Annotated in this window: 13 protein-coding genes; 4 read left to right on the forward strand and 9 right to left on the reverse strand. The window is 44.7% G+C overall.

Features of this window, described 5'->3' with window-relative positions; genetic code table 11:
- Positions 1-242 precede the first annotated feature (242 nt).
- The 4 genes from AB4623_RS12605 to AB4623_RS12620 all read right to left on the reverse strand — a co-directional run bounded on the left by AB4623_RS12605 (position 243) and on the right by AB4623_RS12620 (position 3,473).
- Positions 243-977, reverse strand: a complete 735-nt coding sequence (locus AB4623_RS12605; protein ID WP_372146531.1) for a GntR family transcriptional regulator — start codon at positions 975-977, stop codon at positions 243-245.
- A gap of 274 nt (positions 978-1,251) precedes the next feature.
- Positions 1,252-1,938, reverse strand: coding sequence for a DNA-3-methyladenine glycosylase I (locus AB4623_RS12610; protein ID WP_372146533.1), 687 nt, complete (start codon positions 1,936-1,938; stop codon positions 1,252-1,254).
- Positions 1,939-2,000: 62 nt separating this feature from the next.
- Positions 2,001-2,627, reverse strand: a complete 627-nt coding sequence (locus tag AB4623_RS12615) for an HD domain-containing protein (RefSeq protein WP_372146535.1) — start codon at positions 2,625-2,627, stop codon at positions 2,001-2,003.
- Between the two features lie 186 nt (positions 2,628-2,813).
- Entirely contained in the window at positions 2,814-3,473 is a 660-nt protein-coding gene (locus AB4623_RS12620; protein WP_372146537.1) for an HAD family hydrolase, read from the reverse strand.
- 411 nt (positions 3,474-3,884) lie between these two features.
- Here AB4623_RS12620 and AB4623_RS12625 point away from each other — a divergent pair, with 411 nt between their 5' ends.
- Positions 3,885-5,213 carry an anaerobic C4-dicarboxylate transporter gene (locus AB4623_RS12625; protein ID WP_010432780.1) on the forward strand — a complete coding sequence of 443 codons (1,329 nt, stop codon included), beginning with the start codon at positions 3,885-3,887 and terminating at the stop codon, positions 5,211-5,213.
- Positions 5,214-5,328: 115 nt separating this feature from the next.
- Here the strand turns inward: AB4623_RS12625 and AB4623_RS12630 are convergent, their stop codons facing one another.
- The 5 genes from AB4623_RS12630 to AB4623_RS12650 form a co-directional block, all read right to left on the reverse strand.
- Positions 5,329-5,652 (reverse strand): DUF4144 domain-containing protein, encoded by a 324-nt coding sequence (locus AB4623_RS12630; protein ID WP_372146539.1) that lies wholly within the window; start codon positions 5,650-5,652, stop codon positions 5,329-5,331.
- A gap of 31 nt (positions 5,653-5,683) precedes the next feature.
- On the reverse strand, positions 5,684-5,950 hold the full coding sequence (locus tag AB4623_RS12635; RefSeq protein WP_017069754.1) for a Txe/YoeB family addiction module toxin: 267 nt from the start codon (positions 5,948-5,950) through the stop codon (positions 5,684-5,686).
- Positions 5,940-6,197 carry a type II toxin-antitoxin system Phd/YefM family antitoxin gene (locus AB4623_RS12640; RefSeq protein ID WP_017061616.1) on the reverse strand — a complete coding sequence of 86 codons (258 nt, stop codon included), beginning with the start codon at positions 6,195-6,197 and terminating at the stop codon, positions 5,940-5,942. Before AB4623_RS12640 ends, AB4623_RS12635 begins: the two co-directional genes overlap by 11 nt.
- Before the next feature lie 186 nt (positions 6,198-6,383).
- A complete protein-coding gene (locus tag AB4623_RS12645) occupies positions 6,384-7,175 on the reverse strand; it encodes a CLCA_X family protein (RefSeq protein ID WP_017061617.1) in 792 nt (263 codons plus the stop codon).
- 120 nt (positions 7,176-7,295) lie between these two features.
- Entirely contained in the window at positions 7,296-7,985 is a 690-nt protein-coding gene (locus AB4623_RS12650) for a flavin reductase family protein (protein WP_136982336.1), read from the reverse strand.
- 233 nt (positions 7,986-8,218) lie between these two features.
- Between AB4623_RS12650 and AB4623_RS12655 the strand changes: the two genes are divergently transcribed.
- The 3 genes from AB4623_RS12655 to AB4623_RS12665 all read left to right on the forward strand — a co-directional run bounded on the left by AB4623_RS12655 (position 8,219) and on the right by AB4623_RS12665 (position 11,204).
- A complete protein-coding gene (locus AB4623_RS12655; protein WP_102428692.1) occupies positions 8,219-9,550 on the forward strand; it encodes a ferric reductase-like transmembrane domain-containing protein in 1,332 nt (443 codons plus the stop codon).
- A gap of 139 nt (positions 9,551-9,689) precedes the next feature.
- Complete coding sequence (locus tag AB4623_RS12660; protein WP_017054885.1) at positions 9,690-10,097, forward strand: hypothetical protein; 408 nt, start codon at positions 9,690-9,692, stop codon at positions 10,095-10,097.
- 168 nt (positions 10,098-10,265) lie between these two features.
- Complete coding sequence (locus AB4623_RS12665) at positions 10,266-11,204, forward strand: LysR family transcriptional regulator (RefSeq protein WP_017071654.1); 939 nt, start codon at positions 10,266-10,268, stop codon at positions 11,202-11,204.
- Positions 11,205-11,495 lie beyond the last annotated feature (291 nt).

Below are 11,495 nucleotides of genomic sequence, written 5' to 3' on the forward strand. Positions count from 1 at the left end.
TTATTTAGAAGTTTTTTGGTGAAGGTTGACTTTTGACTATGTATACAAATTAAGAGGAGTTTTTGTGATGTGAAGTATCGTTACTATTCAACTTTTCTGAAGTGTTGAGGTAATAGAGAGCAAAATTTCCGGGCAAAGCTGCGTTGATTTTATAAGGTAAAAAGAGGGATTCAGGTATAAAGAAGAGAAGTGAACACAATTGGTTCACTTCTGTCGATTTATAAAAATTGTTGTTTAAAGGACTATGATTTCTTCTTAAGCAGATCGGAGAATACCACATGTAGATCACTAGAAGCTGTGCTGCTGTCTAGGTTGAGTTTAGAACGAATATGGCTTAGATGTTCTTGCATCAACTCGACGGCTTGTTGTTCGTTGCCTGACTCTATTGCATCCAGTAAGCCGGAGTGTTCGTCTAAAGAACAGTTTGAGTGGTTGCCCGTTTCGTATTGAGCGATCAGCAGTGAGGTTTGCGATACTAAACTGCGTTGGAAAGCCAGCAGTGGAGCGTTTTCGGCCATTTCAGCCAATTTGATGTGGAACTCACCAGACAAACGTAGGCCAGAGCCGTAATCGCCTTGGTCGAAAGCACAGTTCTCTTTCGCGACTAATTTTCTGCATTCTTCTATTTGAGCTTTGGTTGCGTTTTTCACCGCCAGCTCAGTGATAGCAATTTCCATCACTTCACGTGCTTTAAAGATTTGTTTGGCTTCGTCAACCGTTGGCGCAGCAATCACGGCTCCTCGGTTAGGACGGATCACCACAACTTGTTCTAAGGAGAGGCGCAGCAAGGCACGGCGGATAATAGTACGGCTAACGCCAAAGATTTCTGCTAGTGCTTCTTCGCTTAATTTGGTGGCTGGTGGCAGCCTTTGTTCTAGTATCGCGTCGAAGATATGGCAGTAAACAACATCGTCTTGAGTCTGGCCTGTTACTTTCGTTTTTACACCTTTGGAGACAGAGTTTTTGAGAGCTGTCATAGAGATAAGGGCCCTTGTTTAGTCGAGTAGGGTGGGTTGAGCATGATTCGTGAGTGTTACCTTACATTGTATACACTTATCTATACAATGCCACTGGCTGAAAGTGCGATGTACGCTTATTTGTTAACGACTTGTAACATTCAGCTTCGTACAAATCGGTGCAATATTGAACTATGTACTTTTTAAAAAGTGAGTTTTGGTTTGAAGCTTAGTGCGCATCTGGTCGAAGCTAAGTGTGTATGTAATTAAAGCTAAATGCGCGTTCTGTTTAAAGCTATACTCGATTATCGCCGCAACTGTATGCCACGATCTGACTGATTTCGCTCAGGCTACGACCTGACTGTTGCTGCCATTCGTTGAAGGCTTTACTCGCTGCCAGTTGTGCTCGCTTGGTGTTACGACCGCTATCAACCACGTCTGTGCTGCATAGGTGTGCTTCAACATCTGATGACAAGATGAAGGTATCTTTACCCATTTGGCGCAGAGTGTAGGCTCCAGTATTACCACCTAATCGCTTGCCGTGTTTTTTCAGGTAATCCCACAGCTCGGTGATACGTTCTGATGGCCAGTCGGCAACCATTTGCGAGAAGGAATCCGCTTCACGCTTGGCATTGTGGATCATCATGGCGTTGGCAGGGATGGTCATTACCTTGGTGAGGTGGCGAATAATGCGCGGGTCTTGCGCTTTCTGTTCCCACATCTCATTCGGCAGCATCAGCATCTTTTCAATATCGAACTCAAAGAATACTTCTTCAAATTGTGGCCACTTCTTTCTCACCACATTCCACGAAATACCACACTGGAAGACCTTTTCGGTAAAAGCGGCCAGCCAACGGTCATCAGTGATTTGTGATAACTCGGCTTGTGAAAGGGGCGCACGGACAATCTTTTCGAGTTCTGCTGCGCCACCTTTACGGTGAGCCGCACGTTGATAAATGGTGTCGAATTTTTCTTGGGTCATTGAAGGTTCCAAACTAAAGCGATTCTTTATGATATGGGACTAATTTCTATATGAAAAGGAGCTTAAGCTTCTGTCGCCAATTGAGCGAGAAAACCACGCATGTAGTCGGTGCGCTTGTTGGCTTCTAACTTAGCGGATTCTGTATTCATGGTTTCAGCGAGCTTAAACAGCTTCACGTAGAAGTGGTCGACGCTGTAATGCTTATCATCCAAGTCACGTTGCTTGGCGAACGGGTCTTCGTGGTTATAGAGTTCTGCGTTAAAGCTCTGCCCCACGTACAGACAGCGTGCAATGCCAATCGCACCGAGAGAGTCTAGGCGATCAGCATCTTGGACGATTTGAGCTTCCAAGGTTTCTGGAGTGATGTTGGCGCTGTAACTGTGAGTGACAATCGCATGATGGATCTCGTCGAGATAAGACGCGGGATACTCGATAGATTTGAGGAAAGAGATCGCCTTGTCTGCTGCCATTTGTGAGCTTTGGGCTCTGTCTGGGTGATTCTTGGGAAAGGTGAAACAATCATGAAGGTAAGCGGCGGGCAGCACGACTTCAAGCTTAGCTTGTTCTTGAGCACACAAAGCCTTGGCGGTTTTGACTACGCGCTTAATATGGCTGATATCGTGCGCTGCATCTTGTGTCATCTCTTGCTGTGCAAAATCAAGCAGTTGGCTTTCAAATTTTTCTATCACGCGTCCCTTTCTCCATTATCAATATTGCTTCTCGATTTCCATCGTTTCACATCGACTGTAACAGTTTCTAGCGCGATTTTTTATCTTTTATAAAAGGAATACCCACAAAAAAAACCGACTCAGTGAGTCGGCTTAATAGAAAGGTTATTCTGTGTTGATTAAAGCGCTATTAACGGTAATCAGAGCTTATTCAGTGGCTTGTTGAAGCTGCGCTAACACATGATGCAGTGACGGGCTGATCGTGTGACCAAGCGCTTTAACTTCTTCGCAAGGCTCAACCAAATCTGGAATTTGGAAGCTGATCATGTTCGCTGCCATTGATGCACGAATACCGTTGTTTGAGTCTTCAAACGCTAGGCAGGTTTCAGGTGCAACACCTAAGCGTTCTGCCGCGAGTAAGTAGATTTCTGGGTGAGGTTTGCCGTGAGTCACTTCGCAGCCTGTGCTTAATGAAGTGAAGTACGAATCTAGGCCAGCTAGCTCAAGCTTTTTCTTTGCGATATCAAGCTGAGTGGAGGTCGCCACCGCGATTGGAATGTCATTCGATTTTAGCCATTCAAGCAGCTCAATCACGCCGTCTTTTACAGGGATTGCTTGGTTCTTAACAATCGCACTGTAACGAGTTCGCCATTCGTTGTTTAACGCAGGATAATCTAAGCCTTCACCGTAACCATTTCTAAAGATCTGTTCGATGGTTTTTGCGTTACAGCCAATAATGCCTAGGTAGACATCTTGCAAAAACGGAACACCTTGCGCGTGACATGCTTCTTCAAAAACCTGCATACAAAGTCGCTCGGTGTCGAGCAGTAGTCCATCCATATCAAAAATAGCAGCTTGAAAATTCATATCCGTGGTTCTTTATCTATTGTCGTCGTGAGAATGAGTATTTTGACATAGTGTCTAAGGATAGGCGAGTCAGCGTTGAGTTAGAATCGGAAGTATTGGGTGTGCAATATGCTTCTGAATGACTTGAAATCTCATTAATTCAAGCTGAAATAATATCGTTCAGTTATGAGCCTAATCTTTTATAGGTCATCGAGATCTAACAGATACAATTATGACTGTTATACATAACAAATCGAGGTCGGGTGTTTGTTTTACTATTACATTTCATAAACTTACAGGCTTGTTAGCGTGACCATAATCTTATAAAAAACAATTTGCGGTAGCCTTTAATGATAGTGTGACCAAGCAATAAGTAAATGGCTGAGCTTAGAGACAAAATATCATTAGTCCATATTTTTAGCAGGGTTGCTTATGTTGTATTTTGAGTTTCTATTTTTATTAGTCGTACTTTATATCGGGTCTCGGTATGGTGGTATTGGCTTAGGTGTTGTTTCTGGTATTGGTTTGGTTATCGAGGTGTTTGTCTTCAAGATGCCACCAACCTCTCCACCTGTCACCGTAATGCTGATCATCCTCGCGGTGGTAACCTGTGCTTCGATCCTCGAAGCGGCCGGTGGCTTAAAATACATGCTCCAAGTGGCGGAAAGGGTACTAAGAAAGAACCCGAAACGCGTCACCCTGATAGCTCCGTTCGTGACTTACTCGATGACTTTCCTATTGGGCACTGGTCACGCGGTGTATTCAATTATGCCTATCATCGGTGATGTGGCATTGAAGAACGGGATTCGTCCTGAGCGTCCAATGGCAGCTGCGTCTGTCGCGTCTCAACTAGCTATTACCGCATCACCAATTTCAGCCGCTGTGGTGTACTACCTCGCGCAGCTTTCTGATATTCAACACTCTATTACACTGCTTTCCATTTTGATGGTGACGGTGCCTGCAACGCTGTTTGGTACGTTTTTGCTTTCTTTGTACAGCCTGAAACGCGGCAAAGAACTGAACGACGATCCTGAATACCAAGCGCGTCTAAAAGATCCTGAGTGGAAAAAGCGCATCGAAAGCACCACTGCGACGTCTTTGGATGAAGTGCTGCCAACTTCGGCGCGTAATGCGGTATTGATTTTCTTATTGTCGATTGTCGTGATTGTTATCGTGGCGATGGTGCCTGAGATCAGAACCATCGTAGACGGCGATAAGCCAATTAAGATGTCGGTGATCATCCAAATGATGATGCTCTGTTTCGGCGGTATCATCTTGCTGGCGACCAAAACTGACCCACGTGATGTGCCAAACGGCGTGGTATTCAAATCGGGTATGGTGGCGGCGATTGCTATCTTCGGTATCGCTTGGATGTCGGATACCTACTTCCAATACGCAATGCCTCAGTTCAAGTCTGGCATCGTGGAAATGGTGACCAACTACCCATGGACGTTTGCACTAGCGCTATTCATTGTATCGGTTGTGGTGAACTCGCAAGCCGCTACTGCACGTATGATGCTGCCTGTTGGGCTTGGATTAGGACTAGACCCAGCCCTGCTTATCGGCTTGATGCCAGCGGTTTACGGCTACTTCTTCATCCCGAACTACCCATCAGATATCGCAACAGTAAACTTCGATGTTTCTGGCACCACCAAGATTGGTAAGTGGTACTTCAACCACTCATTCATGTCGGTGGGTTTAATCGGTGTAGTAGGCGCATGTTGCTTAGGCTACGCACTGGCACAGATTTTTATCGCTTAATGTATTAGCTTTCTTTGAGATAGCTAAGACAACAAACAAAAACAGCGCCTGAATTGGCGCTGTTTTTGTTTAATCTGTCTTGGGGATTCGCTTTGATACGAGCTCTTAAGCAGTATTAGCGAGCCTCAAAAGCCAGCGACTGAATTGCTTCTTCAATCGTTAGGAAGTGGATCTTCATCAGGCACACTTCAGCTTTTTGAAACTCGTGGTTTCGAATCAGCTTGGTCACGCTTTCTACTGAATATTGCTCAGGCCGTTTCGCTAGAGACAGTTGATTTGATATCGATTGAAGTGCGTAGCTGTTACCCTCTGAATCAATGAGGTAATCATCTTCACCCAGGATCATGTCTGAGCATTCTGCTTGAAATTCGTGTTCGGATGCGACGTAAATAAGCTCATCATCACCGTCGAGTTTTACCAAAGATGGCCAACTGATCATTACTGCCCTTTCTATGTGCTGCTTACTGCTTTTAATAGTGGTGACGACAAGCAATTATATAAAAGTTATCGTCATCTGCTTTATACACTAATCGATTCTTGTCATCGATTCGTCTTGACCAAAAGCCAGACAGGTTGCCGACTAGTGGCTCCGGCTTTCCAATCCCTTCAAAGGGCGTTCTTTTAGCGGCTTCAATCAACTTATTTAGTTTCTTGAGCGTTTTCTTGTCTTGGGTTTGCCAGTATAGGTAATCTTCCCAAGCATTATCTGTAAATACAATCTTTCGATCATTCGTCATTATTCAATTCTCGAACGGTTGTATTTCCGGCTTCGAGTTGAGCAATAGATTCAGCCAATCTTTCAGCGTTTTTAGGCGAGCTCATTAGGTACAAGGTTTCTTGCATTGAATTAAAATGATCAAGAGACATGACCACTGCATCTTCTGAATCTCGTCTGGTTATTACCGTAACATCAGAATCGTCTACCACTCTATCGAGCACAGACTTAAGGCTATTTCTGGCCTCAGTAAAAGAAACAATATTCATCACTTATTTACCCTGTTGTTTTTGGATATGTTTAATCTTTCTATATACACAGAATAGTTAATCATTCATGAATTAACTATTCTACATGTTCCGCTTGTTGTACATGTTATATCAGAGGTTACACATGATCAACTTATGGTACATGTCATTCATTGTAAATATGCAGAGAGTTACTGACTCAAAATGCTATTTACTCAAAGATCGGCCTAATGGTGCGAAGTAACCTTGCAGGGCTTGGTATATCTGTTCTCGGTGCGCCATATCAGGATACACGGGGTACATATCAGGCTTGGTTGTGCCATCCACTAGATAAGCGTTCTTGATATCGGAACACGATTCAATCACGGATTCAAAAGCGCGCGCCATCATCTCTGTGGGTAGTGAGAAGTAACGGGCAGACATCGCTTTGTCGGCAATCACACTGCGAGCCACATAATCGTGTTTGTCCAAGTTATTGTCGCTAAGCAGTGTGGCATCAAACAGAGACATCAAACTTTCGTTTAATGGATGAGGTCGCACCGTTCTATCGTGCAACCAACAGTCGCTGGCGAACAGGATCTGCTTGCGAGGGCCAGAGGTATCGCCGATTTCAAACGCTTTCTCAGCGATATAGTGGTCAAATGCATGCCAAAACTCGTGAGCGAGCGCGCCAGCTCCGGCATTCTTCGCGAGGGCTAATTCTCGTTGGTTCGGGGCATAGTGTGCTTGTACGCCTTTTCTGCCGCCACTGCCGAACGCTAAGCCTAATGTGCCGCGAAGGCCAATCGCTTCTGGTGGCAAAGCCAAGATGTAAGCCAAGTCGGCTAGCGAATCGAATATCAGATTTGCGGCCAACTCTTTTTCTTCTTTCGTCACCCAAGCACCCACACGAATGCTGCCCATACCGAAGGTTTGTTTGATGTCCATGAATGACACCTGATCGCCATGTCGGTAGTCTGGGCCTTCGCGCGTTTTGTATTTAAAGTGAGTTAACTTCAAAAGGGTCCTTGGAAACAGACGTAAGAACGAATAGTGTGCTTAGTGAGATGCGCCTGTGTGAGATGCATCTCTTGGAATTAAAGGACGTTAGCACTTTTGATAGCAAATTGCCGAACAAAATTAGTTTAGATTGAGTTCGAAAGCTTCCCATGAAGTTGGGTTACCTTCACGAGTGAGTGGAAAGAGTGGCTGTTGTGGTTTTGCATAGCTTAATCGGTGCAGTCTTTGAGTTACGTGGTAGCTATCAAGCCCTGATACCGTGACCAAATCCAACGCTTCTAAATCAAGGTAGCCATCCGGCATCACGGCGCGTTTGGGTGCGTGAATCGTTATAACTTCACCGATCAACATTTGCGTTTGATTGCTTTCGATTGTTATCTGTTCTTTGAACGCTAACCCTATCTTTAAACTGCTCTCCAAGACGAAGGGAGCGGGGAATGTGTCGTCATAATAGGCCGTTAAGCCGACCGCGTTGAATTCTGAGACTGGTTTAGGGTAGCGAGCCGAGGTTTGATGGGCCTTTTTAACAAAGTCAGCACCAATGCTGTTAACGGTGAAGTACTTAGTTTCTAGGATGTTTTCTAGCGTATGACGTCGGCTTTTATCTGGGCGAACAATAAAACCAAGCAGCGCGGGATCAGACCCTAGGTGAATGACAGAGCTCACTATCGCAAGGTTTTCAAGCCCCTGTTTATCACAAGTACCAATTAGGTTGGCGCTTTTAAATCCAGATAGGGAGTTAACCAAACGAATGCGGTGGCGCGGGTCCATTGTTTGGATCTCTTGTTTAGAAAGGGTCATGTCCTTCATATCTTCTCTTCTTCTCATTTATTGTTATCTTCGAGCATGCTCACTAACGGACTTATATGTACGAAGAATCCGCTTTTATCGATCAAAGAGCGCTTATTGGCCGTGGGCAGTTTGTCTCTTTTATCTCTGCTACAGCACAATGAACGAGATCCTTTGCATAGATTTACGTACGTTGACGTCCCTTTACATCACAGGAGCTAAAGTAATGATGTCGTCTTTATGAGTGTTAACAAATGAAAACAGTCCGCAATATCATTTGGGCAATGATTGCCACAATGTCAGCCTTTTGGTTTGCGATGGAACCGCAATTATTCGCTTCAAGCGATGTCTTTGAATGGCGCTCAGCCATGATTCAGTACTCAGGTATTTTGTCTCTGGTGTTAATGTCCATCACAATGATCTTGGCGATGCGTTTGCCTATGGTTGAGAATTGGCTGAAAGGTATGGATAAAGCATATCGAGTCCATAAATGGCTCGGTATCGGTGGTGTTGCACTGGGTGTGAAACACTGGTTGTGGTACCAAATACCTAAGTCATTGGTGGTGTCTGGTGTGTTAGATAAGCCTGTTCGACACGATGGTTCAGGGCCGCAAGCTGTTTTGACTGGATGGGAGTTATGGGTCAATGAATTACGCGGTATTGCTCAGAGTATTGGCGAGTGGGGCTTCTACTTGTTGCTCATTTTACTGGTGGTGTCACTATGGGCGGCAGTGAAGTACAAACCGTTTAAATTGTCGCACCGTCTGATGTCGGTTGCGTACCTGTTTATCGCTTTCCACTCAGTAATCCTGCTTAAACGAGCGTATTGGGGAGAACCTATTTATTATCTAACTGTGGCATTTGCTTTGGCTGGGTCTATCGCAGCGATTTACAGTTTGTTGGGCTTGGTTGGGCGTCGTAATCGTCACTCAGCGACGATTATCTCGACTCGCTATTTTCCACAAGCTGAAGTGATGGAGCTGGTGTTAAAACCGGAGGCATCTTGGCAAGGTCACAAAGCTGGGCAGTTTGCGTACTTGCGTTTCGGTAATGAAGACCCGCATCCGTTTACCATTGTTTCTGGCAGTGATGATCCAGAGCTGCGCTTTTTGATCAAAGAGCTGGGTGATTTTACTAATGGCCTATATGAACGAGTGAAAGCGGGCGATGCGGTTACGGTTGAAGGACCCTATGGTCGACTTTATTTTGACCTAAGCAAGCCACAAATTTGGATTGCTGGTGGTGTCGGGATAGCGTCGTTTTTTGCAACACTTGAAGCGCTCAAAACAGAACGAGATCATCCTCGTATTCAACTGTTTTATTGTACTCGCGGTGTTGATAAGCAATTAATCGATGAGTTGTGGCACCTAGCACACGCGGTTGGTGTGAAGTTGACCGTGATAGATACCTTGCACTCACCGCGGCTAAACGCCGGAAGAATTGTCAATCAATGTGGCGACCTCAACGAGTACGAGATGTATTTCTGCGGGCCGGAGTTGTTCTCTACATCACTGAAAAAAGAATTAGACACCTATCAATTTGATATTGAAAAGCACTACCACGAAGAGCTGTTTGTGATGCGTTAAAGCCAACTATTGGAGCTGTGATTGTTAAATTAGTCAATCGGCACAGTGTAAAAAGGCGTAAAGTCACTCAATTTGTTATTGCAGCGGTTTGCTATTGAGCGATACCATATAGGGCTGTTTCTTTGGTAAAGATGTAATTATGTCAGATGAAAAACTCGCACTCGAATGGATGCGCCAACAAGCTCATAAAGTTGACCCATACGTTATCGATCCATCGTTTGATGAATGCGTTGAGTTGCTTGATCCTGCCTTCAAGAAAGGCAAGAGTGTTGCTCAACTCAAGTATCTGTTATCAGAAGCAGATCGCCGAGCGGGCGCGGCAGAACGTAAGCATGCGGCTTTAAAATACGCCAAAGAGAAAAGCCCAAATGCTGGTCAAATCTTGCGACTGCAAAGCAAGCTTCAACAAGTTCAGTTGGCTCTCAAGCTTGCCACTGGCGATAACAATATGACCATATCTCAGTTCTGTGCGGAGTACGATGTCTCTAAGCGTGACGGCAATACGGCATGGAATGAAAAGTTGGTGGAGCAGGGGAAGAGAAAGTAGCGATCTCTATTTCTATTTTTTGATTTAGTCGTTTTTCTATTGAACTTTAAATCATGCTCGCAGAGCCGTTAACTCGATATCTTGAACCCCAATCATTGATATGCATTGCCGTGGTTTGAGCGCGGCGTATTGTCTCAACGATGCCCTCATTATTTTGGTGACGCACTCATGAACCTCTCCCAGATTGACCTGAATCTTCTTTTCGTTCTTAAGCATTTACTCGAAGAAAAACACGTCTCTAATACCGCAATGTCTCTGAACATGAGCCAGTCTTCGGTAAGTCGTACGCTACAAAAAATGCGTACCTTCTTTGATGATGAGCTGCTGGTACGTAAGAAGTATGGCTATGAGCTGACCCCAAAAGCAGAGTCGATTAAAAACGATATCAACACCGTTATTACTAACCTGGAAAAGTTGGTTCATAAGCAGTCGTTTGACCCAAGCAAGGTTGATAGTACTGTGAAATTTTATGGCTTACTGCCTCAAATTAATACCTTAATGCCCAAGGTGATCGCTAAGATCCGCAAAGAAGCGCCGAACATGATCGTGAGTTTAGATTCTGCGCCCAAGCGTCATTTCGAATCCTTGGTCGCAGGTGATGTGCACTTTGCCTTATCTTCGCATCAGCCGCCTTCTGCTGAGCAAAATATCTATCGTATGACAGTGGCGAAGCGCACGTTCCGTTTGTTGATGAGCCGAGAGCACCCATTGGCGAATGAAACTCTGACCCCACAAAAGCTGGCGGAATATGATTTTGGCCAAGTCTCTCTACAAGGTGAGAAAAGGCTCTCTTTCGAACACAAATACCAAGAACTCGGTTTAGCCAATAAAAAGCAGCGCCTGTCTGCACCTGTGCAGTTGAGTAACTTCAGCTCGGCGCCAAGTATTGCTGCTGAAACCGACATCATCTTTCACCTTCCAACACCTTTTGCAGAAGCAGCGTGTCATGATCCCCGCCTGATCACCAGAGAAGTCCCAGAAGAACTCCACTTGAGCTTTCAAGAAGTTTATTTGTACTGGCACAAGCGATTTCATGATGACCCGATGTGTGAATGGGTACGTGAAATATTCAAAGACCTCTATGTAGGCAAAGATACGTACTCTTAAAAGAGAGTGACTTCTAGTTAAGTAAGCACCGAAGTCTGAGTGATTTGAGAGCCGTTATTCGCAACATCATCAGTTTCATATCAAGCATAAGATGAAGGTAACTATCCGTCTGGCGGATAGCGATATTCTATTTTGGCGATAGCATTATGCTTGAAGCGAATGATTTACGCCGCTCTAATTGAGAATGATTATTAAATACAATCTCAATTTAAGTAGAGCCAAGATGAACACTATTCAAACGTTTACTCGTTCCCCCCTTTCTAAGTCTATAGCTGCTGCGTGTTTTGTATT

Source organism: Vibrio sp. 10N.222.52.C12 (genome assembly GCF_041474215.1).
GTDB lineage: Bacteria > Pseudomonadota > Gammaproteobacteria > Enterobacterales > Vibrionaceae > Vibrio > Vibrio crassostreae_C.